At 47.1% G+C, this 26,253-nt stretch carries 16 protein-coding genes; 14 read left to right on the forward strand and 2 right to left on the reverse strand.

Annotated elements, in window-relative coordinates:
• The first annotated feature begins 151 nt into the window (after positions 1 to 151).
• From K401_RS0118200 to K401_RS0118215, 4 genes are read left to right on the forward strand one after another with little or no spacing between them, the layout of a single operon-like run.
• Positions 152 to 1,519 carry a Wadjet anti-phage system protein JetA family protein gene (locus K401_RS0118200; RefSeq protein WP_024294297.1) on the forward strand — a complete coding sequence of 456 codons (1,368 nt, stop codon included), beginning with the start codon at positions 152 to 154 and terminating at the stop codon, positions 1,517 to 1,519.
• Positions 1,509 to 2,159, forward strand: coding sequence for a DUF4194 domain-containing protein (locus K401_RS0118205; RefSeq protein WP_027352396.1), 651 nt, complete (start codon positions 1,509 to 1,511; stop codon positions 2,157 to 2,159). The genes K401_RS0118200 and K401_RS0118205 overlap by 11 nt, the downstream gene beginning before the upstream one ends.
• Positions 2,140 to 5,523, forward strand: coding sequence for an ATP-binding protein (locus tag K401_RS0118210; RefSeq protein ID WP_024294299.1), 3,384 nt, complete (start codon positions 2,140 to 2,142; stop codon positions 5,521 to 5,523). Before K401_RS0118205 ends, K401_RS0118210 begins: the two co-directional genes overlap by 20 nt.
• Positions 5,489 to 6,709: a Wadjet anti-phage system protein JetD domain-containing protein gene (locus tag K401_RS0118215; protein WP_084492918.1), complete on the forward strand. Its 1,221-nt coding sequence runs from the start codon at positions 5,489 to 5,491 to the stop codon at positions 6,707 to 6,709. The genes K401_RS0118210 and K401_RS0118215 overlap by 35 nt, the downstream gene beginning before the upstream one ends.
• A 130-nt stretch (positions 6,710 to 6,839) precedes the next feature.
• Here K401_RS0118215 and K401_RS0118220 read toward each other — a convergent pair whose 3' ends face one another.
• Complete coding sequence (locus tag K401_RS0118220; RefSeq protein WP_024294301.1) at positions 6,840 to 7,481, reverse strand: helix-turn-helix transcriptional regulator; 642 nt, start codon at positions 7,479 to 7,481, stop codon at positions 6,840 to 6,842.
• Between the two features lie 251 nt (positions 7,482 to 7,732).
• Here K401_RS0118220 and K401_RS0118225 point away from each other — a divergent pair, with 251 nt between their 5' ends.
• The 8 genes from K401_RS0118225 to K401_RS0118260 all read left to right on the forward strand — a co-directional run bounded on the left by K401_RS0118225 (position 7,733) and on the right by K401_RS0118260 (position 19,282).
• Positions 7,733 to 9,076: an ABC transporter substrate-binding protein gene (locus K401_RS0118225; protein WP_024294302.1), complete on the forward strand. Its 1,344-nt coding sequence runs from the start codon at positions 7,733 to 7,735 to the stop codon at positions 9,074 to 9,076.
• A gap of 81 nt (positions 9,077 to 9,157) precedes the next feature.
• Positions 9,158 to 10,081, forward strand: coding sequence for a carbohydrate ABC transporter permease (locus K401_RS0118230; protein WP_024294303.1), 924 nt, complete (start codon positions 9,158 to 9,160; stop codon positions 10,079 to 10,081).
• A gap of 2 nt (positions 10,082 to 10,083) precedes the next feature.
• Positions 10,084 to 10,908 (forward strand): carbohydrate ABC transporter permease, encoded by an 825-nt coding sequence (locus K401_RS0118235; protein ID WP_024294304.1) that lies wholly within the window; start codon positions 10,084 to 10,086, stop codon positions 10,906 to 10,908.
• 27 nt (positions 10,909 to 10,935) lie between these two features.
• On the forward strand, positions 10,936 to 13,452 hold the full coding sequence (locus K401_RS0118240) for a beta-mannosidase (protein ID WP_024294305.1): 2,517 nt from the start codon (positions 10,936 to 10,938) through the stop codon (positions 13,450 to 13,452).
• 13 nt (positions 13,453 to 13,465) lie between these two features.
• On the forward strand, positions 13,466 to 14,587 hold the full coding sequence (locus K401_RS0118245) for an alanine racemase (protein WP_024294306.1): 1,122 nt from the start codon (positions 13,466 to 13,468) through the stop codon (positions 14,585 to 14,587).
• Entirely contained in the window at positions 14,584 to 16,194 is a 1,611-nt protein-coding gene (locus K401_RS0118250) for an N-acyl-D-amino-acid deacylase family protein (RefSeq protein WP_024294307.1), read from the forward strand. Before K401_RS0118245 ends, K401_RS0118250 begins: the two co-directional genes overlap by 4 nt.
• A 75-nt stretch (positions 16,195 to 16,269) precedes the next feature.
• Positions 16,270 to 16,731 (forward strand): RidA family protein, encoded by a 462-nt coding sequence (locus K401_RS0118255; RefSeq protein ID WP_024294308.1) that lies wholly within the window; start codon positions 16,270 to 16,272, stop codon positions 16,729 to 16,731.
• A 151-nt stretch (positions 16,732 to 16,882) separates the two neighbouring features.
• On the forward strand, positions 16,883 to 19,282 hold the full coding sequence (locus K401_RS0118260; RefSeq protein WP_024294309.1) for a glycoside hydrolase family 9 protein: 2,400 nt from the start codon (positions 16,883 to 16,885) through the stop codon (positions 19,280 to 19,282).
• A 116-nt stretch (positions 19,283 to 19,398) separates the two neighbouring features.
• Here the strand turns inward: K401_RS0118260 and K401_RS0118265 are convergent, their stop codons facing one another.
• Positions 19,399 to 21,369 (reverse strand): YARHG domain-containing protein, encoded by a 1,971-nt coding sequence (locus K401_RS0118265; RefSeq protein ID WP_084492920.1) that lies wholly within the window; start codon positions 21,367 to 21,369, stop codon positions 19,399 to 19,401.
• A 277-nt stretch (positions 21,370 to 21,646) separates the two neighbouring features.
• On the opposite strand from K401_RS0118265, the gene uvrA reads away from it, so the two are divergent.
• The gene (uvrA, locus tag K401_RS0118275; RefSeq protein WP_024294311.1) at positions 21,647 to 24,484 is read left to right on the forward strand and encodes an excinuclease ABC subunit UvrA; all 2,838 of its coding nucleotides are present in this window, start codon (positions 21,647 to 21,649) and stop codon (positions 24,482 to 24,484) included.
• 191 nt (positions 24,485 to 24,675) lie between these two features.
• A complete protein-coding gene (gene guaA, locus K401_RS0118280; RefSeq protein WP_024294312.1) occupies positions 24,676 to 26,217 on the forward strand; it encodes a glutamine-hydrolyzing GMP synthase in 1,542 nt (513 codons plus the stop codon).
• Positions 26,218 to 26,253: the final 36 nt, after the last annotated feature.

Raw genomic sequence — 26,253 nt, forward strand, 5'->3', positions numbered from 1 at the left:
CTTGGATTAAAAGAAGAACCCGTGAAAACGAAGATCAATCGGCTGTCGTAACTGATGATAGCCGTTTCTTTTTGTCCGCTTTTACAGAATAAAGCCGTTATTTCATGACTGGAATCAGAAAAGCAGAAAAACAGGAGATGAAGCGAAACAAATGATACTGATGAATGAAATACCCGACCGGTTCTGGGGATTGTTCCGTTCCATCAACCGGTCCACTTACATAGAAGCATTGTTAAAAATCAATGAGGAATATGAATACAGCAATTACTTTTTAAGCCGTGAGGTGTGCATTCAGGTCCTGGAGGAATATTTTACCGCAAAGCGTCTGGTCATCTGGCAGGATGAGCTGGAAGATGAGGCGGATGCCTTAGAGCCTACCGCGGTCAGGGTCTTAAACTGGCTGCTAAGGGCCGGCTGGCTTCGGAAAGTGGATGATTATGCCTCCATGGCGGTGAATATCGTGATTCCTGATTATGCAGCCGTCATGATCGAGGCTTTTTTAAAGCTGGCAAATGACGAAGAGGATGAGACCCAGATTTATATCCAGAACGTCTACGCTATCCTCTTTTCACTGAAAAATGATCCCAGGGCCGGCGTAAGCCTTTTAAACACAGCTTATGTCAATACAAAGCGCCTTAACAAGACTTTACAGGACATGCTTCACAACATGGATAAATTCTTTGCAAGTCTTTTGGAGCAAAGGGCATATGGGGAATTGTTAAAAGAACACTTAGAAGGATATGTGGAGGAAATAGTAAAAAAGAAATACCACATGCTGAAAACTTCGGATAATTTCTATCTGTACAAAAATGATATCAAGCGTTGGATCAGTTCCATGCGGGAAGATGTGGAATGGATGGAACAGATGAGCCGCCGCAGCGGGCAAAAGGTGACGGCAGCGGATATTGCAGAAAAGCTGGATCAGATCGAAAGAGGATTTGACGACATTGAACACCGCATTGCCAACATGGATAAGGAGCATTCCCGGTATATCCGGGCAACGGTTACAAGGCTTAACTATCTGTTAAACCAGGAAGACAATATGAAGGGGCTTGTAATCAGGCTTTTAAATCATCTTTCCGAAACAGAGGACCAGGATGAAGCCGTAAAGGAAGTGGGATACCGCATGAATTTATCCCAGTTATCCCTCCTTTCTGAAAAATCTCTCTACAAAAAGAGAAGGGCAAGGTCAGGCTTTAAGGAGAACTTAATGCCTGAGGAAGAGCCTGCGGAGCTTACCATGGAAGAGATCCTGGATTTAAACCGCTTAAAAAGCCGCTACAGCCGGAAAGAGATTGAAACCTATATAGAGGCTCATCTGGAAAACGGCCGTATGGAGGTAAAGGAAGATACGGTCAGTTCCCCTGAGGAATTTGAAAAGCTGATCCTGGCCTATGATTACTCTACCAGAAGGAAAAGTCTGTATCAGGTGGAGAATCAGGAGGCAGAGCTCATTGACAACGGCAGATACCGCTATCCAAGGCTGGTATTTGTAAGGAGGACGAATCATGACCTATGAAGAAAATGCTGGCATCATCAGCCAGATCCCATATTATGACGCATTGGGGCAGGGAGAAAAGGAAGAGGTAAGGTTAGGCTTAAGGCTTCTCTTGCAGCAGACCTTTGTGCTGGAGCATAAGTATGACAAGCGTACCAGCCGGTTTGCCTATAACCCGGAATTTAAAATCTGCAACAAGCATCTGGAATTTATCAGGGCCTACTTTGCCGTCAGCGGGGTGGAAGTTTTAGAAAACAGCCAGCTGGGCCTTATTTATATCCAGGGAGAGAACACGGTGGGGGACAAGCTTCCCAAGCTGGCAACCCTTTATTTACTGATCTTAAAACTGATCTATGATGAGCAGATGGCGGCAGTTTCCATTAGTGTGAACATTTACACCACGTTAAGTGAGATCCATGAAAAGCTGGGAAATTACCGCTTATTTAAGAAACAGCCTTCCCCCACAGAAATTCGCCGGGCAATTACTTTGTTAAAGAAATATCAAATTTTAGAGCCTTTGGATATTCTGGAGGATTTAGATGGGGACAGCCGTATGATCATCTATCCCTGCATCAATGTGGTGCTCCTGGGAGATGATGTGCGGGCCCTGCTGGAATCATTTGGGGAAGGAGAAGATGACGATGACGAACCAGAAATTTGAAGCCCTGTCCAGGATACTCCTTAACAACTGGCATTATATCACCAGGAAGACCTTATCCTTTAACCGGGAGATCAATTTTTTCACCGGTCATTCCGGAAGCGGAAAGTCCACGGTCATTGATGCCATGCAGATTCTCCTTTATGCCAATACTGATGGCAGGGGATTCTTTAACAAGGCTGCGGCCGATGATTCTGACAGGAGTCTGATCGAATATCTGCGGGGCATGGTGAACATCGGTGAAAACAACGAATTCGCCTATTTAAGGAACCAGAATTTTTCCTCCACCATTGTGCTGGAGCTGAAACGGACGGATACGGAAGAATGCCAGTGCATTGGAATCGTCTTTGACGTGGAAACGGCCACCAATGAAATATCCAGAAAGTTTTTCTGGCATAAAGGCCCTCTTTGGGAAAACGGCTACCGGACCGGTTCCAGGACCATGACTACCCAGGAGGTGTCGGCTTATTTACAGACTCTTTATGCCAAAGAGGATTATTTTGCAACCTCCCATAATGAGCGGTTCCGCAGGCAGCTGTACGACGTGTACTTAGGCGGCCTGGATTCGGAAAAATTTCCTCTTTTGTTTAAACGGGCCATTCCCTTCCGCATGAACATCAAGCTGGAAGACTTTGTGAAGGAATACATCTGCATGGAACAGGACATCCACATTGAGGACATGCAGGAAAGCGTCATGCAGTACGGGCGGATGCGAAAGAAGATCGAAGATACTGGCGTGGAGATCGCTTATTTAAAGGAAATGAAGGAAAAGTTCTCAGCCGTCCGGGAAAAAGAAGAGGAGATAGGTGAAAATACGTATTTCTTCCGCAAGATGGAGATTCTGGATTATCAGGCAAGGATTCAGGCATTGACGGACAAGTCCGGTCTTGCAAGGGAAGACCTCAGCCGCCAGGAAGAACAAAAGGCGGCCCTGGAAAGGCAGATGGAAGATTTAACCCTTCAGGGAAATGAGCTGCTCCGCCGGATTTCTTCCACCGGTTATGAGGATTTGAAAAACCAGCTGGAGTCTGCAAGGGAGCTGTTAAGCCATTTAAGCAAAAGCTCTGCTAAGTGGGCACAGACAGGAGAGCGGCTAAAGGAATGGATCGACGAAGAGGCCACCTCCAACCAGACCATATGGGACATAGAAGAATTTGAAAAGAATACCATTGATGAGGAAAAGCTGGACCGCTTAAAACGGTCCATTGCCGAAATGCGTAAGGAAACGGAAGAAACCCAGAAAGAGGCGGAAGGGATCCTTCGGGACATCCGGAAAAAGGAGCGCCAGACAAGTGAAGAGCTGGCCCAGCTAAAGGCCGGAAACAAGGCGTATCCAAAGTATCTGGAACGTGCCAGATCTCTGATCCAGCAGCGGCTTTTAGAGGAAACCGGCAAGGCGGTGGAGGTCCATGTGCTTGCGGATCTTCTGGATATCAGGGATGAGTCCTGGAGAAATGCGGTGGAAGGCTATCTGGGAAATAACAAGCTGTCCCTGGTAGTTGCCCCGGCTTATTCGGAAACGGCCATGGCTGTTTACGGAGAGCTGGACAAGGCGGAATATTTCAATGTGGCCGTCCTGGACACGGAACGGGTGAGCCGGAATTCCTATGAAGTGGAAAAAGGAGGCCTTTCAGAAGAGATCATTGTGAGGGAGGCTTATTTACAGCCGTATATTGACTTGCTTTTGGGAAAGGTCGTCAAGTGCCGGAGCCTCACAGAACTGCGCCGCTGCCGGATCGGGGTGACCCCTGACTGTATGCTGTACCATACCTTCCGGCTGCAGCATATGAATCCTGATAATTACACGAAATTTGCCTACATCGGCAAGGACAGCGTCAGGAGAAGGATCCGTCTTCTGGAAAAGAACCTGGTTTCCATGGAAGAGGAGAAAAAGCCTCAGGAACAGGTCCTAAAGGAATGCCGCCGGATTTTATCCATGGAGGGCTTAAGCGAGGATGTTAGTGTTTACTTAGAGTGGCGGCAGGATATGGCGGCCTTTAAGGAAAAGGAAAAAGAGATCAGGCGGCTGGAACAGAAGCTGGAAAAGCTGAAGGCCCAGGATGTAGAGGAATGGGTGAAGGAAAGAGAAGCCGTCTTGCAGCTTTGCGATAGGAAACGGGAAGAACAGAGAACGGTTGATAAACTGATCTTTGGCATCAACAGTGAAATAGAACGGTTTCGCAGGGAATCCCTGCAGCTGCAGGAGGAGCTGGTCTTAAAAGAACGGGAATTGGAACCGGATGAAGAACTGGAAGATAAAGTAAGGGAATTTTTAGAAAGCAGGGAAACTCACCGATACGATCAATTGAAGAATAAATTCTGGGGAAAATGCAGGGAGGCTGAAGATGCCCGCGACCAGGCATTCCAGACCCTTGTAGGTGCCAGGGGCGATTACGCAAGAAAATATCCCAACCGGAACTTTTCTCTCACAGCAAAGGATAATGAGGAATATGACCGCCTTCTTGAGATCATGGAGTGCGGCAGTCTGGAAGAATATAAAAAGATGGCTGCTGAGCAGGCAAAGTCCGCTGTTCTTCATTTTAAGGATGACTTCATGTTCAAGATCCGGAGCGCCATACGGGATGCGCTTTTGCGAAAGGATGAGCTGAATCGGATCATCAGCAAGCTGGATTTCGGCAAGGATAAGTACCAGTTTGTCATCGGAAGGAATAAGGGAGCGGACGGAAGATATTATGACATGTTCATGGATGATTCCCTGGAAGTAAATCCTGCCCATCTTACGGATTCCCTGGATAACCAGATGAACTTGTTCACCATGGAACATGAGAGCCAGTACGGGGAAATGATCAATGACTTGATAAACATTTTCATTCCGCCGGAAAACGCCACGGCAGAGCAGATGGATGAGGCCAAGCGGAACATGGATAAGTATGCGGATTACCGGACCTATTTATCCTTTGATATGCAGCAGATCATCCAGAACGAGGACGAAGTTATTAAGATCCGGTTAAGTAAAATGATTAAGAAGAATTCCGGAGGTGAGGGGCAGAACCCCCTTTACGTGGCCTTGCTGGCCAGCTTTGCCCAGGCTTACCGGATCAGCTTATCTCCCAAGATTCAGAGGAATCCGACCCTCCGCCTGGTGGTGCTTGATGAGGCGTTTTCCAAGATGGATGCGGAGAAGGTGGCAAGCTGCATTGAGCTGATCCGGGGACTGGGCTTCCAGGCCATTATCAGTGCAACCAATGACAAGATCCAGAATTATGTGGAGAATGTGGACAAAACCTTTGTGTTCGCCAATCCAAATAAAAAATCCATATCCATTCAGGAATTTGAGAGGGAAAGCTTTCCGGAACTGATGAGGGAGCTTGATGATGATGAGGAGATTAATGCAGACACTGATTGATGTAATTATTGATGAAATTGAAGACAGTACTGTGAACTGGCGGGAGAACGCAAAAGGGAATAGAAATATTAACATTCAGCAGGAGCATCTGGATGCTGTTGGGAAACAGAATTTGTTAAAGCAGGCTGAGGAATTAGAAAGTATGGGGCTTATACAATGTGAGCCTAAGTCCATAAATGGAAGGTCGGATATTTATACGGTAAATTATTCTCTTTGCAGTGTAAGAGAACTTTATAAGATATCAGGCAAAATTCCAAAGTCAGACCGTATCAAAGAGATTAAGAAAGCCGTAGAAGAGCAGGTGAAAAAGATTCATAAGCCATGGATTCAGGCTTATTACGATGATGTTCTTAAAAGTCTGGAGGCAGGAAAAGGAAAAGAACCGAAGGAATTTAACTCTGAAAACAGGGAATTGAATTTTAAATGCTTTCTTGGGATTGACAGACTGGAAGGATCTGTGTATAAAAGGGTGTTCAGCAAGCAGTATTTAGGAGGTTCCAAGGTTTTCGAAGAAAAGATGCAGAAGTATGTGGCATCAGCTGCCGGGAAGTATTATGATATCATTGATGATAATATGACTGAGTCAGAGATCCTGGCTCAGATTTACCTGGATCATTATGGGGATGAATTATCCCTAAAAGGGGATTTGCTGGTCAAAATCAATGATCATGTGATTGATTTATCTCTTTTTCCCTATGGAACAGTTTTAAACAGCGAAACTCTTAAAAGGGTTTCCATAGTGGCAAAACAGAACATAAGGAAAGTCATAACCGTAGAAAATAAGGCCAATTACATGACGCTTCCTTATGAGAAAGAGACCCTTGTTTTATTTTCTCATGGATATTTTTCTCCTGGCGAGAGGAGGGTTCTTGCAGAGCTGGTCTCGGTTCTTCCGGAAGATGAAGTGAGGTTTTATCACACTGGAGATCTGGATTACGGTGGAATACGGATTTTTGAGTTTATCAGAAACCAGATATTCCCCAGGCTAAAGCCTCTGAACATGAATGTGGAAACATGGGAAAAATATTCAAGATATGGTTACCGGCTGGAACCATCAAAGCAGGAAAAGCTGAAAGCAATGCTTGATGAAGGGAAAATACAGGAACAGGATCTGAAAAAGCTGGCTCAGGTGATTTATCATACAGGAATAGGAATTGAACAGGAGAGCTTCCTGTTCACAGAATAAGAGTTAAGGATGAAAAGATATCTCACCGGCATTCTCAGGCTGCCTTCATCTTTACATAAAAGAGGTTCTTCTTAAAGCCATATCAAGGCTTTTGGAAGAACCTCTTTTTCATCTGCAAAATTGCACTAAATCAATGAGTACTTTCATTCAAGTAGTTATAAATGCTGTATCTGGACAGCCCCAGAAAGTCGGCCAGTTTTTCAGCAGCCTTTTTAATCAGGAAAAATCCCTTGTCATCCAAGTTATGGACAACAGCCACCTTCTCTTCCTTTGTTAAATTCCCAACAGATTTTCCGGTCATGCTTACGGCTTCTTTCATCATGATTTCCAGAAGCTCATCAACATTGCCCACAAACAGTTCCGGAGTCTGAGGGATGGTGGTGGAGCCGGAGCAGGTTAAGGACCGTAAGGTGTTTTCAAATTTAACCATATCAGTAATATCTAAGTTGATGCACAGACTTCCGTTGACTTTTCCATATTCGTCTCGAAAGTACTTGCTGGAAGAACGTAAAATACGGCCGGTGGGGGTGGCGTTGATATAGCTGTACTGATCATCCGGTGATGCAGAGCCTTTTAAGATCTCCAATCCCGCATTGGTGCCGCCGTCTCCCACCTTTCTTCCGGTCACATGCCCATTCCAGATGGCGACGATGGTCTGGTCATAGGGCAGGGTGAGATCATGGAGAACCACTTCACAGTTTTCTCCAAATTGCATTGCAATGCATTTGGCGATATCAGACAACAGGTTTAAGTTATCAGAAACATATCCCATAGTAATTTTATCCTTTCAACAAAATGTCTAAATGAATTATAAATGAAATGTGAGATAAAGTCCAGTAATAATACATTATTTGTTGAAGTGAAAAAGAAAGATTATAAAAAACAAACAAAAAATAAAAATATACTGGATTATTATTGTTGACAAAAGATAAGAAATATAGTATATATTGATTATGAGTTAAACAAAATGTTGAAAGATAATCAACAAAAAGTTCAAAGCGTACTTTTATAAGGAGGTAATTTATGAAAAGAGCAATACGTATTATCATGGCTGCAGGTATGGCTGCATTGGCGGTTACAGGCTGCGGCGGCGGTTCAACAACACAGACCACTTCTCCGCAGACTACAGCAGCCGGCGCAGAGACGACGGTTGGGGAAACATCAGCCCCGGCAGAAAACAAGGAAGCCCAGGTGATCACCTTCTGGTACAACAACACAGGGGATGAGGCGGCTGTCTATGAGAAAGCCATCAGTGAGTACAACGCTTCCCAGAGCAATTATAAAGTGGAAGGCTTAAGCGTCACGGATGCCCAGAAGGTTATTGTAGCCATGAGCAGCAACGAATCACCTGATGTCATCAAAATAAGCAACCAGACCGTGGTTCAGTATCAGAAGAATGGCTTGCTGGAAAGCCTGCAGCCATATGCAGACAAGGAATCCTTCGATACTTCCATTTATTCAGAGCAGTCTGTGAATGCAAATACCATTGACAGAGAACTTTATGCCCTTCCTCTTGATGCTTACACCATCCAGATGTATTACAACAAGGAACTGCTGAAGGAAGCCGGTTACACCGAGCCGCCCAAAACCATGGAAGAGATGTATGAGATGGCGGTTAAGGCTACAAAGGTAGACGGCAGCGGAAATATTGAGGTGCTTGGATATCCCTTATTCCCATATGCATCTGCCAGACAGGAACTGATTTATGGCTTTGGCGGAAGATGGTGGGATGAGGATTCTAATGTTACCCCGAATAATGCAGGCATTTTAGACAGCCTTAATATGAACGTAAAATACAGAAACCAGTTTGGCGGAAAAGCACTGGATGGCTTTATCGGAACGGCAAATACAAACCGTTATACAGAGCAGGATATGTTTTTCCAGGGCAAGCAGCTGTTCCGTCTCGACGGTTCCTGGCTGCCGACCATGATGAAAAACTTTAATTCAACCGTTGATTACGGAATTACCCTGATCCCCGGAACAGAGGCAAACCCAGATTTAAGAGGAACCAGCCGTTACGAAACTGATTCCGTGGCAGTGCCTGCAATGGCTAAAAACAAAGAAGGAGCCTGGGATTTCACAAAATGGCTCTGCAGTCAGGAAGGCGCCAAGATCATTGACCTTGGAACAGGAAATCTTCCGGCTGTAAAAGCTTTATACGATGATGCTGATATCAAGGCAGTTCCCGGATTTGCAGAATTTATTGATGCGCTGAAACTGGAAAAGGGTATTCAGTATCCGGCAATGGCAGATTATGATGAATACATATCTATGATTAATGCCGCATTGGATACCGTCTACTCAGGTGCCAAAACTCCTGAAGAGGCACTGAAAGCACTGACTGATCAGAGTGCAAACTTAAAATAACAATTCACATATTAAGGGCGCTGTAAGCAGAAATCTGCATATTGCAGTGCCCTGATCTTCATGTTTGAAAGGGGAAAAGGAATGAAGGGACGAAACGCAACACAGCGGGATTTTATAAACGGGCTGCTGTTTTCATCTCCGTGGATTCTGGGCTTTCTGGCTTTTAGCGTATATCCGCTCATAAGCTCTTTATATTACAGCCTGACAAAGTTCAATGCCGTTACAACTCCCCAGTGGGTGGGGCTTGATAATTTCAAAGACATCTTCAGTGATCCCCTTGTTTGGAAGAGTTTGGGAAATACTTTATTTATGGCTTTTGTATCTACGCCCATCAACCTGTTTGTGGCGCTGCTTCTGGCCAGCATCGTATGTTCCAATTTTAAGGGCCGGGGATTTGTGAGAACGGCATTTTTCCTGCCTTCCGTGATCCCCATGGTTGCGGCGACCATGGTGTGGATCTGGATGTTTGATCCTACCTACGGTTATATCAATAACGTGTTAAGCTGGTTTGGGATCAGCGGACCGGCCTGGCTTATGGATGCCCATTATACCAAGTGGGCGCTGGTGCTCATGGGAACCTGGAATACGGGTACCATGATGCTGGTATGTATGTCAGCCTTACAGTCCGTGCCCAGAAGCTACTATGAGTCGGCTGAAATCGACGGAGCCGGAAGGGTATCGAGATTTTTGCATATTACCGTACCCTGCATTGCCCATGTGCTGGTGTACCAGGCCATTTTAAGCACCATCAATGCATTCCAGTATTTCCAGCAGGTGTACATTATTGTCACTGCCAATGCCGGAGTAAAAGGCGGAAGCGCCGCCGGCGGTCCTGAGAACTCCATTCTTATGTATCCGCTGTACGTGTTCCACAATGCATTTACCTATTTAAAAATGGGAAAAGCTTCTGCAATGGCTTGGGTGCTGTTTATCATTGTTGCAATCCTGACAGTTGTTATGACAAAGGTAACAAGAAAAGCAACAGAAAATGCCGGAGGTGAATAAGAATGAAAAAAATAATAGGCAAAGTTTTATTTTTTGCTCTGGTGGTTGCTCTGGCTTTGATTTTCATATCCCCCTTTATGGTAATGGTGCTGACTTCTTTTAAAACCAATAACGACGCGTTCACCATTCCTGTACAGCTGTTTCCGCGCCAGTGGGTGAAGGAAAACTATCCGGCAGCTTTTGCAGCCATCCCATATTTTAAGTACATGGGAAATACGGTGTTTATTACGGCTATTTCCCTTATAGGGCAGCTTTTGGTCACACCCATGGTTGCCTATTCTCTGGCAAAAATCAAATGGAAAGGTGCGGACATTATCTCAGGGCTGGTTATGGCAACCATGATGATCCCCATAACGGTTACCATGGTGCCATTGTATAAGATCTATTCCAAACTGGGACTTACCAATACTTATGTTCCCCTGATCCTGCCTGCATTTTTTGGAAAGGCTTATTATATTGTTATTGTGCGGCAGTTTTTTACAGGCATTCCCAACAGCTTAATCGAGGCAGGGAAAATCGATGGAGCCACGGAATTCCAGCGTTATTATAAAATCGCGCTGCCCCTTTGCAAGCCGGTTTTGACCACCATCGGAATATATGCGTTTCTGGATGCCTGGAGCGATTACCTGTATCCTTTGATTTTCATCACAAAGCCCGGCATGTATACACTTTCCCTGGGACTTCAGCAGTACATGAGCGAATATTCCGTGGACTGGGCAAGGCTGATGGCGGCGGCAGTTGTATTTGTTCTTCCGGTCATTGTCTGCTTTGGAATTTTCCAGAGAAACTTTGTGGAAGGAATTGCGACCAGCGGCTTAAAGGCGTAAGGAGCTGGATTCATTAGGAGACGAACTATGGGAAAAACACAATCATTAAATGGAGTCTGGGAATGGCAGCAGGAAGGGGCCGCTCATGATGCCATATATACGGGAGAAGTGCCTGGAACGCTGATCAGCGATATGCTTCGCAATAAGCTGATCGAGGACCCTTATTGGAGATGCAATGAATATGAGGTCCGGGAGCTGATGGGAATGGATTACCTCTATGGAAGAAGCTTTCCGGTATCACGAGAGGATTTGGAGTGTTCCGGTGCGGAGCTTGTCTGCGCAGGGCTGGATACCATTGCTTCCATATGCATCAACGGCTGCCTGGTGGCGGAGACAAGAGATATGCACAGAACCTACCGTTTTCCAATAAAGGAATACTTACAGGAAGGGAAAAACCGGATTGAAATTTTATTCCGGTCCCCTTTGAATTTTGTAAGGAAAGAAGATGAGGAAAACGATATTTTATATGCCTCCACCGGCTGTATCCGTGGGAATGCGGCCCTTCGCAAAGCCCATTATATGTTCGGCTGGGACTGGGGTCCGCAACTTCCCGATATGGGGATTTTCCGGGACATAGCCATCGAATATATAAATACTGCAAAAATCGAAGATGTCCATATCAGGCAGGAACATGAGGACAGGGATAATGTAAGGCTGAAAATTGAAATAAAGGTAAAGCAGCCATTCTCCTGTGGAGAGAGCCGGGTAGGCGGGCAGTCATGGTTTGCTGAGGTTGAGATCACAGACCCGGAAGGCAAGCCTGTCTGCAAAACGGTTCGTAGCAGCGGAGAATTGCAGTTTGAAGAAATTATCAAGGAGCCGGAGCTGTGGTGGCCCAACGGCCTGGGAGAGCAGCCCTTATACAAAGTGAGCATCCGCCTGCTTGATGAGGCGGGAACTTCTCTTGACACCTATGAGTGCCGGATGGGCCTTCGGACGGTGACCGTGAGCACGGATAAGAATGAATACGGTAATGAATTTGCCATTACGGTCAATGGGATCAGGATATTTACCATGGGCGCAAATTATATCCCGGAAGATAATATTTTAACAAGGGTGACAAAGGAACGGACAGAACGGCTGATCGAGGATTGTGCTGCCGCAAATTTCAATTGCTTAAGGGTCTGGGGCGGAGGTTATTATCCTGATGACTATTTCTATGACAAATGCGATGAAGAAGGAATTTTAGTCTGGCAGGACTTAATGTTCGGCTGCAATGTTTATGCATTAAATGACAATTTTGAAGAGGACATTGTGGAAGAAACAAAGGACAATGTCCGCCGATTAAGGCATCATGCATGTCTGGCCTTATGGTGCGGAAACAATGAAATGGAATGGGGCTGGGCAGATGAGTGGGCCAGGTTAAAGGGCCATCACCCCAGGTATAAGGCAGACTATACGAAGATATTTGAATATATCCTTCCCCGTGCAATAAGGGCTTGTGACGACATCACCTTTTACTGGCCGTCTTCTCCGTCATCAGGAGGTGCTTTTGACAATCCCAATGGAATTAACCGGGGGGATCAGCATTATTGGGAGGTGTGGCATTCAGGAAAGCCATTTACGGAATACGGGGATTTCAGCTTTTGCTCGGAATACGGATTTCAGTCCTTTCCCCACAGCAAAACCATAGCTTCCTTTACCTTGCTTAAGGACCGGAACATTTTCAGCAAGGTCATGGAATCTCACCAGAAAAATCCGGCTGCTAACGGGAAAATATTAAACTATATAGCGGATTATTTCCTCTATCCAAAGGATACGGACTCTTTGGCATATATTTCCCAGATTCTGCAGTTAAAGGCCATTGAATATGGCGTGGAGCACTGGAGAAGAAAACGGGGACAATGCATGGGTTCCCTTTACTGGCAGTTAAATGACTGCTGGCCGGTGGCTTCCTGGGCCAGCATTGACTATTATGGACGCTGGAAAGCGCTCCATTACGGAGCACGCAGGTTTTATGCGCCCTTTACAATTTCCATTGGTGAAGAAAAAGAGCTTTCTCCCCATATTTCCTATTACGTTCACAATGATACCAGGGAGGAAGAACGGTGCAGGACGGAAATCCAGTTAAAGGATCATGAGTTCCGGGTATTATGGGAAAAGGCCTGGGAAGGCGGTCTGCCCGCTCTGTCCGTGAAAAAGTGCATGGAAGCAGATTTTTCTTCCTGGACTGATGATGAGGCTGCCCGTTCTTCTGTTTTTTCCGTGTTCCGATTATACAGAGGAGAAGAACTGGTGGCAGAACGGACGGTGCTGTTTGTAAAGCCAAAGCATTTTGACTATAAGGCTCCGGCTTATGATGTTTCGGTTTCAGAGTCAGACCATAGCTTTCATATCACGGTGAAGGCCGCCTGCTTTTGCCAGTATGTGGAGCTTTACTTTAAGGATTTTGATGTGATTTTCTCTGATAACTTTTTTGATATCACATCGCCGGAAGGAATAACGGTTCATGTAAATAAGAAAGACTTTGAGTGCCATATGACCCCGGAATTAATCAAAGAAAATCTGGTGGTGCGGAGCGTGGCTGACAGCTATAAAAGCTGAGAAGGGAGGAAGCATGGAACTTACACAGGAACAGATTGAACAACTGGAGACTCCCTGTCTGGTCATTGATGTAGATCTGGCAGAAAAGAATATAAGACGGATGCAGGAAGCGGCTGACAAGGCCGGCTGCCGTCTGCGCCCTCATATCAAGACACATAAAATGCCCTTATTTGCCCAAATGCAGGAAAAGGCCGGAGCAAGCGGGATCACCTGCGCAAAGGTGAGCGAGGCAGAGGTCATGGCTGACGGAGGCATGGAGGACATCTTCATTGCATACCCCATGGTGGGACATTTCCGGATCCAGCGGGCGATCACTCTGGCAAAGAAGATCAAAAGGCTCATTTTAACCATTGACAGCCTGGAAGGCGCAAAGGCCCTGGAACAGGAGGCCTCCGGCCAGGATATGGTTCTGGAAGTCCGTATGGAGATCGATACGGGAGCAGGCCGCACGGGGGTACCCATGGACCGGGCGGTGGAACTGGCCCTTGCTGTTAAGGAGATGAAGCATCTAAACCTGACAGGTATTTTTACATTTAAGAGCCTCATTCTTTCCGGCAAACCCACGGAGGATAACCTTCTGGCTGCTGAAGAAGAGGGGAAGATGATGGCTGAAACCGCCTTGATGCTGAAAAATGCGGGAGTTGAGATACAGGATATCAGCGCCGGTTCTTCCCCCACCGGTACATTAGTGGCTCAGACGGGCATGGTAAACGAGATCCGTCCGGGCACCTATATTTTCGATGATTTTATGCTGACAAAGGAAAAAGTGGCCGAACTCAGCCAGATTGCCGTCCGTTTCTATGCCACCGTAGTCAGCTGCCAGCACTCAGAATACGCTGTGGTGGACGGAGGAACCAAGTGCTTTCCTACGGATGTGGCTCCGGGCCAGCCGCCCTTTTACTATCCTGGATATGCGGTGGTGGAAGGGGACGACAACTTAAGGCTGTCACGGATGAATGAAGAGCATGGGATCATCACGGCCATAAACGGCCAAACCGGGCTGCAGGTAGGGCAGGTGATTTCCCTGATCCCCATTCATGTATGTACGGCTGTCAACATGCAGAACTCCATTTATCTTCTGGAAAACGGTTCTCTCAGAAAACAAAAAGTGGATGCAAGAGGAATGCTGATATGAGTGATATCCTGATCAAAAAAGGGTTGATTTATGACGGAAGCGGAAGTTCGCCGTTTCAGGGAGATATTCTTATAGAAGGGGAAACAATTGTAGAAATTGCCCCGGATATAAAAAAGGAAGGCGCCCGGATCATCGATGCCGCAGGGAAGGCGGTAACTCCCGGTTTCATTGATATTCACCGGCACTGCGATATTGCGCCTTTTATGAATCCCCATTTCGGGGAAATAGAGCTGACCCAGGGGATCACCACCACCTTTGTGGGAAACTGCGGTCTTGCGCCTGTGCCGTCCACCAGGGGTTCCCGGAAGGAATTGTATGATTACCTGGAGCCGGTGATAGGGACAGCGCCTGGAGATCTGGTCTTTGAAACTTATGAGGATTACGGGAATGCACTGGAAGCAGCGGATCTTCCCATCAATATGGGCTTTTTTGCGGCCTCGGACAGCATCAAGGTGGCCCTAAAGGGCTTTGGAAGCAAGGCGTATACAGAGGAAGAACTGGTAAAAGCACAGGAGTATGTGAAAAGCGCAATGGCCCAGGGTGCCTTTGGAGTTACGCTGGGTATCATGTATCAGCCGGAATGCTATTCCAACCGGGACGAGCTTACGGCGGTGGTAAAGGCGGCGGCGGTCAGCGGCGGCATTCTCTGCACCCATATCCGCGGAGAAGGAGACAGCTTAGTGGAATCGGTGGAGGAAGTGATCGATGTGGCGGCAAAGGCAGGGGTTCCCTTAAATATCAGCCATTTAAAATCTACGGGAATCAAAAACTGGAACCGCAAGATATTTGAGGCTATTGGAAAGATCGAAGAGGCAAGGAACGCAGGGCAGGATGTCACCGCGGATTTTTATCCTTATGACGGCGGCTCCACCACTCTTCAGTCCCTGCTCCCACCAACCATCATGGAAGAATCCTTAGAGGCGCTGGTGAAACGCTTATCAGGGCCGGAGGGAAAGCAGAGGCTTAAGTCAGAGCTTGAAAAGATTCACCCAGGGTGGGACAATATGTCGGAAAGCATTGGCTGGGACAGAATCCTTATCAGTTCTGTGACCAGGGATAAGAACGCCTTTATGCAGGGGCAGACCATCGGTGTGCTGGCGGAGAAAATGGGATATGAAGTTCCTTCTGATCTGGTAGCTGATTTGCTTGTGGAGGAAAACGGGAAGGTGGGGATCATTGTTTTAAGCATGTCCCAGGAGGATGTGGACGCAGTGGCCAGACTCCCCTTTACCTTTCTGATTTCCGACTCCCTGTACGGCGGTGACGGAAAGAATGCCCATCCCCGTCTACTTGGGACAACGGCCAGATTTATAAATGATTTTGTCATAAAGCGCAGAGTGCTGTCCATGGAACAGGCCATCAAAAAGATGACCTATCTGCCGGCAAAACGGATGGGTTTGGAGGACAGAGGACTTATAAGGCCGGGATATCATGCGGATATATTGGTATCTCAACCGGAGAAATTCCTGGATCATGCGGATTACACCGGAAAACATGACCTGTGCACGGGCATGGATCTGGTGCTCATGGGAGGAAAACAGGTGCTGGCAGACGGCAGCGTCGCGGACCGCACCGCAGGGCGGCTGTTAAGAAAAGGCTTTAATTAAATAAAAGGAGCCCCTTTCAGGGATACCTGTATGCCCTGGGAAGATGGGCAAAAACAAGGAAAGAAGGAAGCAGACATGAATATTTATGAAAAACTGAAGGAACTTAATTTGGAACTCCCGGCGGCTCCGCCAAAAGGCGGAGTGTATTCCCCTTGCCAGGAATTTGGAAAGAGCCTGGTGTACATATCAGGGTGCGGGCCGGTGATCGGAACGGAACGGGTTTCCGGAAAGCTGGGCAGTGAATTTACAACAGAAGAAGGAAAAGTCTTTTCCAGAGATGCCATGTTAAATGTTCTTTCAGTGCTGCAGGATAAGATCGGAGATTTGAACCGGGTAAAGTGTCCAGTTAAAATTCTTACCTTTGTGGCGAGTGCGGATACCTTTTACGATCAGCCGGCAGTGGCTAACGGGGGAAGCGAATTATTGGCAGAGCTTTTTGGACCGGAGAATGTACCGGCCCGTTCCGCCATTGGCGTTAATGTATTGCCTGGCAATATTCCCGTTGAGACGGAAGCTATATTTGAAATCAAAGAATAATTTTTGGATGAGAAATTGGGCTGAAAGCCGAGTGAACCTGCTTGCATGTTCATCTGGCTCGTTGCCCGCTTAAATTTGTGAACAGTGCGCCCAGCTTTATTGGGCATCACCGGATATGCAGGCATATCCTCTAGTTCATCAGGAGGCAAAAATGGATCAGCAATTAAAAAATAAATTAATAGAATCATTATATGTACATTACCCCTTAAAACCGGAATATGACAAGAGCATGGAGACTTACAATTTAAAAAAGCCGGTTTTATCTTCCGTAAGTCTATGGGATGGAGCCAGCCTGGAGCCATGGACCTTTGACGGCGAGGGGGAATTTCAGGTTAAGGATGGGAACGTTTTAAGCCTGGAGACAAAGGCCCGCGCAGACCATTGGCCGGATAATGAGGTCCGGGCAAACGATGCGGCAGCAGGCTTGTATGCCACCTTTGGAAGCTATATTGCAAGGCTGAATGTAAAGGGGCTGGAACTGGGAAAAGGGAACAGGATATGGTTTAAGATCCGCCCCATTTGTCCCGGCCTTCACAGTCCCATCGTTCGTGTGGGCTTTGTCAATAACGGGGAAATCAAGATACCCGATGTTTATTCGAGAGAAGGCTTCCATGCCATTAACTTAAAAAATAATGAATGGAATACTGCTACCTGGGAGATTGATTCCATTGCCCATGACGCAATTGAGGAAATATCCTTTAACATTCACCGTTACGGCAAGGAAGTGAGCACTGGAGATGATTTGCGGTTTGAACTCTGCGATATCCAGCTTCAGGAGGTAAAGCCGGGAGTGGTCCATGGCTGGCAGTGTGAGGAAGAGGAAGTTGTGTTTTCCACGACCGGCTATTTTACGGACGGAAGAAAGACTGCCATCGCCAATACTTCAGCCAAAGAGTTTGAAATTGTGAAAGAAGGCGGCTTTGAGGAAGGTTTTTCCAGCCTTGACTCAGGGGTTGAAGTGGCATACCGGGGACCGATTGAGCTGGTGGAAAACCACTTAGGAGCTTTCGGGGTACTGGATTTTTCAGATTTAAAAACTGAAGGCGCGTACAGGATCCGGTTTGGAAATACGGTGAGCGAGCGCTTTATCATAGGTAATGACGTATTGAAAAGCGCTTTATGGAAGCTGACTAACTTTCTTTATTGTGAGCGGTGCGGATATCCGGTTCCTAACTGTCATGGAACCTGCCACCAGGATGTGGTTGCAGAGCACAATGGGGTGAAGATGGTGTATGCGGGAGGCTGGCACGATGCGGCGGATGTTTCCCAGCAGACCATGCAGACGGCAGAGATCTTAGATGCCATGATTGCTTCCGCAGGAAAAGTAAAGGATTCTGATCCCATGCTTTACCGCAGAATGATGGAAGAAGCCAACTGGGGACTGGATTTTGTACTCCGTATGCGCCTTGGAGACGGATACCGGGCATCTCATGCGGCCATCCGCAGGTGGACCGACAACTTCATCGGCAACATGGATGACTGTGATGCAGATGTTCATAACCGGTCCTTTGAAAACTTTGTTTTTTCTGCGGTGGAAGCCGGCGCAGGGGAAGCCTTTCAGGAGCTGGACAGGGAAGTGGCATGGAAATGTGTGGATGCTGCGAAAGAAGACTTTCAGTTTGCCCATGAACGGTTCCAGGAAGTGGGAGTGGAAGGACCATATCATTTGCTGGAGCATACGGCAGGTTCCAGCCGTTCTCAGTATTATGCCGTTGCGGCATGGGCGGCTGCCAGGATTTACAAAATCACCGGAGACCGTTATTTTTATGACCAGGCTGCCCAGTACGCAAAAAAGGTTGTTTCCTGCCAGGAGAACAGAGATAACCTGCCCATGAAGGGATTTTTCTACAGGGATGAAGACAGGACTCATATCGTCCATTTTTCCCATCAGGCAAGAGATCAGGTGTTTGCCATGGCCCTGGCAGAGGTGTGTCGTGCCCTTACGGATCATGAGAACAGAAATGTGTGGGAAGAGAGCCTCAAACTCCATGGAGAATATTTGAAAGGCCTTCAGAAATATACGGCTCCCTACGGCATGCTGCCGGCCGGAATTCATCACATCAGCGAAGCAGAGGATCAGGAAGCCTTCCATGTGGTACACCCGAAGGTGGATTATGAAAGAGAACGGGTCAATTACATCGCGCAGCTTAAACAGGGCGTTGACTTAGGGGACGGATACTATATAAGAACGTTCCCGGTGTGGTTTTCCTACCGAGGAAATTCTGCCATCCAGCTGTCCATGGGAAAGGCTGCATCCATCATAGGCACGTATTTCGGGGACTGGGAATTAATTGAAATCGCAAGAGAGCAGCTTTACTGGACCCTTGGGAAGAACCCCTTTGGCCAGTCCCTGATTTACGGGGAAGGCAACCATTATGGACAGGAGTATACTGCTTTGCTGGGAGAAACCGTGGGCGAAATGCCCGTAGGTGTCCAGACCAGAGGAAATGAAGATCTTCCTTACTGGCCTCCTGCCAATATTGCCACCTACAGAGAGGTTTGGACAACGCCGCCGGGGCGTTTTATGTGGGTCGCTGCTGATTTGATTTAAAGCCGGACATGCCTGACTGCCAGGTATGAAAATCCGGAAGATAAATAAATGATTATCCCCTGCAGCGTTTACCGCAGGGGATATCTTTGTTATGGGTTTTAATCTGTATTACATGGTTATCCCCAGGCAGGGACCGCGAGATAGTAGGCGGTATCCGGATCCGTGTCCCAAGGGGTTTCCTTTACCCAGCCGCAGGTTCCTGCCTCGTTCATAACAAGCACATAAAAGCTTCCATCCTGTACGGCCCAGGCTATGGGGCATACGGTTTCTCCCGGAACAGCAGAGAACGCAGGCGTGTTTTCTGTCATGGTTTTGAAGGCATCAAAGGGATGGGACACCACATAGTAATTATATGGATTTTCATGAAGAAACGCTGATGTAACCGGTTCATAATCCTTTTTCGGGTAAATGCTCTGAGGGATTTCTTCTAATCTTCCATCCTTATAGGAAAACAGAAGGTCCACATAGTAACAGCCAAACTGGAGAGAGGACCCCATAAAGGGAGTATCTGCTGTTACGGCAAGAATGCCGTCGCCTTCCGCTCTTAAGCCGCTTTGGCGGAATAAGGATCCCCTTCCGCTGCAGACGGTCCCGGCCAGATCGCCGATCATTTCCAGTCTGCCGTTTTGGTATCGGTAGAAGCTGAAGGAGGAAATCGTATCGGAATCCTGGGAGACCTCCAGATGAAGTTCCACCTCCCGGTCCTCCTTTTGAAGATCCAAAACCGTCAGCCTGATATTGCCCCATATATCTTTGGGAATACAGGCTTGCTTTTGCCCGTTAACAGTAAGCTCCATGCCGGTATAAGCCCAATCTGCAGAGTCGTTTACGGGAGTCCAGCGGACAGTTTCACAAGTACCGTCACCGTCTAAATCCAGGAGATAATCCCGGTCCGGTTCCAGGTTAACACCGCTGTCGGTAATTTCTTTTGATTGCAGCTGATCCTCTGCAGTCCGGATCAGGTTTAAGTTCCTTTTTTCTGTCTCAGTCAGTGCCTCTTCGCTAAAGGCAGAAGGGTCAATATTACCATGGTACCATGGTTTCCGGTTAAAATATTCCTGTATGTCCACGGCGTCAAATTTTCTTCCGCGGCGGGCATAAATTTCATTTCTTGCTATTCTGAGAACAGAAGCATCCGGTTCAAGTAAGTCAGCTCCTGTTAAATATTCCGTACTGCTTTCCGGAAATACATAATCCGGCTCTTTCTTTTCGGCAGCTGGTTCCTCCCCGGATTTTTCAGCAATATCCATGAGCTTGTTCCCATAATCATTCAGCTCTTTTTTAATACGGCCATAGGGGATCAGATATTCTTTGTCAGGAGAAGAACCGGATTGGTCTATCACTGAATCAGGACATATGAGGATTCCATCTCTTAAAAGTGCAAAATTATTCAGGTCCGACGACATGAGTTGCGTAATAAGGGAAGCATTGGTATCAGCTGCCCCTATCTGTCCGGCTAATTCATGGGCAAGGGCCAGCTTTAAGCTTTCCTGGTTATGGGAAATAGCTGAAAGAGTGATTTTTCTCCCTGTCTCCACGTCATAGGAATTGATGTAAGTGCGGGTAACTGAGGGTGTTTTCCCCTTTGTGTCAGCGTAATTTTGCCGGAGGCTTAAAATTTTGCCGTCGTTTTGCAGCACCTCATAATCAAAGGTAAAAACAGATTTCCTTTCCGATGCTTCTTTGCTGTCTGCCAATGACAAAAAGTATTCCTCTGAATCATAGATAAAGTCATATCGTCTGAACGACTGGTCATTCTCCCTTAAACTCCGGTTGATCAGATACTGGGACTCCGGCTGATCAGGGATTACAACCTCCGGTTCCCGGCTGTTCCATTGGTATATCAGAGCCCCTTTGTCGGAGTATTTTACATATTTGTGCAGGGACCAGGTGGTTATGGTCACGTTTTCCTGATTTTTTTCTTCTGCTCCAGGTTCTGCGGCATTGGAGGAGGTTTCTTCGTTCTTGTCTGTTTTGGGAAGTGTTTCCCCTGCAGGGGTCTCCTGTATCCGGGAAGACATGCTGCACCCTGCGGCTGACAGGGAGAGTGCCAGCAGCACAATTGACAGTATTGGATGTGGTTTCATATTTCCTCATTCCTCTTTTTTGGTATATAATCATTATACCATGCTTTTTTTCAGGGGAAACAGTTTTTTGAAAGAATCCGGCAGGATCTGAGATCTGTCAATCCCTTGAGGAAACAGCTGCATGATTCTAAATAATTATCGAACAAATGTTTGCAAAGCGGTTGAAAGTATGCTATAATATGAAAAATCGGTTGCTGAGTAACAGAGGTGCGGGCTTAAAGAGTCCGCATTCGAATGTTGTGAGATTCAGGATTTCAGTATATAACAGGAGTACAGTATGGCAAAACAGTATATTAAGATAAGAGGTGCTAATGAGCACAACTTAAAGAACATTTCCGTGGATATCCCAAGAAATGAGCTGGTTGTCCTAACCGGTCTCAGCGGTTCAGGAAAATCTTCCCTGGCTTTTGATACGATCTATGCCGAGGGGCAGAGGCGTTATATGGAGTCTCTTTCCTCCTATGCGCGGCAGTTTTTAGGGCAGATGGAGAAGCCGGATGTGGAAAGCATTGAAGGGTTGTCACCGGCCATTTCCATTGACCAGAAGTCTACCAACCGCAACCCCCGTTCTACGGTGGGAACGGTCACTGAGATTTATGATTATATGAGACTTTTATATGCCAGGATCGGCATCCCTCACTGTCCCAAGTGCGGGCGGGAGATCCGCAGGCAGACCATTGACCAGATGGTGGATCAGATCATGGAGCTGCCGGAGCGGACCAGGATCCAGCTGCTGGCCCCTGTTGTAAGGGGACGGAAGGGAGAGCATGCAAAGGTTCTGGAGCACGCCCGCAAGAGTGGGTACGTAAGGGTGCGCATAGATGGAAATCTTTATGAGCTTTCCGAGGAAATCAAGCTGGATAAGAATATCAAGCATAACATCGAGGTGGTGGTGGACCGTCTTGCCATCAGGAAAGGCATTGAAAAGCGTCTGACCGACTCCATTGAGACTGTCATGGAGCTGGCAAGCGGCCTGATGACTGTTGATGTTATGGACGGGCAGCCCATTAATTTCAGCCAGAGCTTTTCCTGTCCGGACTGCGGAATCAGCATCGATGAAGTGGAGCCAAGGAGCTTTTCATTCAACAATCCTTTCGGCGCCTGCCCGGATTGTTTCGGACTTGGATATAAGATGGAATTTGACGAGGATCTGATGATCCCGGATAAGAGCTTAAGTATTGACCAGGGGGCCATTGTAGTGCTTGGCTGGCAGTCCTGTACAGATAAGGGCAGCTATACCAGAGCTGTTTTGGAAGCTCTTGCCAAAGAGTACAAGTTCCGTCTGGACACTCCCTTTGAGGATTATCCAAAGGAAGTTCATGATATTCTCATTCATGGAACCAATGGAAAGGAAATCAAGGTCCATTATAAGGGGCAGCGAGGAGAAGGTATTTATGACGTGTCCTTTGAGGGCCTGGTCCAGAACGTTGCCCGGAGATACCGGGAAACTTATTCTGAGTCCTCCAAGGCAGAGTATGAGTCCTTTATGCGGATTACCCCCTGTCCTGCCTGCGGCGGGATGAGGCTGAAAAAGGAGTCTCTGGCTGTTACGGTAGGAGATAAGAACATTTATGAAGCGACCAACATGTCCATTGTCAAGTTCCGGAATTTTATGGACGAGCTGGAGCTGACGCCTATGCAGCATGCCATCGGAGACCAGATCTTAAAGGAAATAAGGGCCAGGATTTCTTTCCTCATTGACGTTGGCCTTGATTATCTGACCCTGACCCGTGCCACAGGGACTCTGTCCGGCGGCGAAGCCCAGAGAATCCGTCTGGCGACTCAGATCGGTTCCGGTCTGGTGGGTGTGGCTTACATTCTGGACGAGCCCAGCATCGGTCTTCATCAGAGAGATAATGATAAATTGTTAAAAACCCTTTTGCATCTTCGGGATTTGGGAAACAGCGTAATTGTGGTGGAACATGACGAGGATACCATGATGGCAGCGGACTACATTGTGGATATCGGTCCCGGTGCAGGAGAGCACGGCGGAAATGTAGTGGCTGCCGGAAATGCGAAGCAGATCATGAAGAATAAGGATTCCGTTACAGGGGCTTACTTAAGCGGACGGATCAAAATCCCGGTTCCAAAGGAAAGACGGCAGCCTGCCGGTTATCTGACCGTGAGAGGAGCGGCAGAGAACAACTTGAAGAACATTGACGTGACCTTCCCTCTGGGAGTCATGACCTGTGTCACCGGTGTATCCGGTTCCGGAAAGAGTTCTCTGGTCAACGAAATCCTATATAAATCCCTGGCAAAAAAGTTGAACCGTGCCAGAATCATTCCAGGAAAGCATAAGACAATTGAGGGAACTGAGCAGCTGGATAAGATCATTGCCATTGACCAGTCTCCCATTGGACGGACCCCAAGATCCAATCCGGCAACCTATACAGGGGTATTTGATTTGATCCGTGATTTATTTGCTTCCACTCCTGACTCAAAGGCAAAGGGATATTCCAAGGGACGTTTCAGCTTTAATGTAAAGGGCGGACGATGCGAAGCCTGCAGCGGCGACGGAATCATTAAGATCGAGATGCATTTCCTTCCGGATGTTTACGTTCCCTGCGAAGTCTGCGGCGGAAAACGGTATAACCGTGAGACGCTGGATGTTAAGTACAAGGGAAAAAGCATTTATGATGTTCTGAATATGACAGTAGAGGAAGCTCTCAAATTCTTTGAAAATGTTCCTTCCATTGCAAGGAAGATTGCCACCTTAAATGATGTGGGGCTTTCCTATATCAGGCTTGGACAGCCCTCTACGGAGCTTTCCGGAGGAGAGGCTCAGAGAATCAAGCTGGCGACGGAGCTGAGCAAGAGGGGAACAGGAAAAACCATTTACATTTTGGACGAGCCTACCACCGGCCTTCACTTTGCGGATGTCCATAAGCTGATTGAGATTTTGCGCAAGCTGTCGGAAGGCGGCAATACGGTGATCGTCATTGAACATAACCTGGATGTGATTAAGACCGCGGATTACCTCATTGATATCGGACCTGAGGGAGGAGAAAAGGGCGGTACAATAATCGCCCAGGGCACACCGGAAGAAGTAGCAGAATGTCCATCCTCATACACCGGTTATTACGTAAAAAGATATTTGGATAAGCCCATTGGCTGATTTTCGGCCTAGGGATTGTGAATCAACTGGATATGCCTGCATATCCAGTTGATTCATTCGTATAATAATGAAAAGGTTCCGTGGATACAGAGCTGGGAAGATTTCAAGAAAATGCTTGTCAAGCCATTGGAAGTAGAATATAATGTAACCCAAAGCTTTATTTGCTGAAGATTATTTTAGGAGGAATACCCGTGAAGAGAGAAATGATTATCGTTCTGGATTTCGGCGGACAGTACAACCAGCTGATTGCCAGAAGGGTCAGAGAATGCAATGTTTACTGTGAGGTTCACCCTTATACACTGTCACTGGACAAGATTAGGGAAATGAATCCGAAAGGAATCATTTTTACAGGTGGTCCAAACAGCGTATATAAGGAGGCGTCCCCTCACTGTGAGAAGGAAATCTTTGAAATGGGGATCCCGATTTTGGGAATCTGCTATGGCTCCCAGTTAATGGCATATATGCTGGGCGGCAAGGTTGCCACAGCGCCTGCCAGCGAATACGGCAAGACAGAGGTTGACGTGGAGGCTGACAGCAGGATTTTAGAAAATGTAAGCTCCAAAACTGTCTGCTGGATGAGCCATACAGATTATATAGAGAAGGCGCCGGAAGGGTTCCATGTTACGGCTCATACACCGTCATGCCCGGTTGCTGGTATGGAATGTGAGGAGCAGGGCCTTTATGCCGTACAGTTCCATCCTGAGGTTATGCATACCCAGGAGGGCACCAAGATGCTTTCCAATTTTGTTTATAATGTCTGCAAGTGCTCCGGTGACTGGAAGATGGACTCTTTTGTGGAAGCTTCCATTGAGTCTATCAGAGAAAAGGTTGGCGACGGCAAGGTGCTTTGTGCCTTATCCGGCGGCGTAGATTCCTCCGTGGCTGCAGTTATGCTGGCAAAGGCGGTGGGAAAGCAGCTTACCTGTGTGTTTGTTGATCATGGCCTTCTTCGTAAGCATGAGGGGGATGAGGTTGAGGCAGTATTTGGACCGGAAGGACATTACGATTTAAACTTTATCCGCGTGAATGCACAGGACCGTTTTTATGACAAGCTGGAAGGTGTGGAAGATCCTGAAACAAAGCGTAAGATCATTGGTGAGGAATTTATCCGTGTATTCGAGGATGAGGCTAAGAAAATCGGAACCGTGGATTTCTTTGTACAGGGAACCATTTATCCTGATGTAATCGAGTCCGGTCTTGGAAAGTCTGCTGTGATCAAGTCTCATCACAATGTGGGAGGGCTTCCTGAGCATGTGGATTTTAAGGAAATTATTGAGCCTTTGAGGCTGTTATTTAAAGATGAAGTGAGGAAGGCAGGCCTGGAGCTTGGTATTCCGGAGTATCTGGTTTACCGTCAGCCGTTCCCTGGTCCGGGACTTGGTGTCAGGATCGTAGGTGCCGTAACTCCTGAGAAGGTTAGGATCGTTCAGGAGGCGGATGCCATTTATAGGGAAGAAATCGCAAAGGCTGGCGTTGATAAGGGACTTGGACAGTATTTTGCCGCATTGACCAATATGCGTTCTGTTGGATGTATGGGAGATGAGAGAACCTATGATTATGCCATTGCGCTGAGGGCGGTGCTTACCTCTGACTTTATGACAGCTGAATCTGCAGAGCTGCCCTGGGAGGTCTTAGGGACAGTGACCAGACGTATTGTCAATGAAGTGAAGGGCGTGAACCGGGTGCTTTATGATTGTACTGGGAAGCCGCCGGCTACGATTGAATTCGAATAACAGACATTTAGCCCTGAACCCCCTATTTTAAAGGGA

The sequence above is a fragment of the Lacrimispora indolis DSM 755 genome (genome assembly GCF_000526995.1).
Taxonomy (GTDB): domain Bacteria; phylum Bacillota; class Clostridia; order Lachnospirales; family Lachnospiraceae; genus Lacrimispora; species Lacrimispora indolis.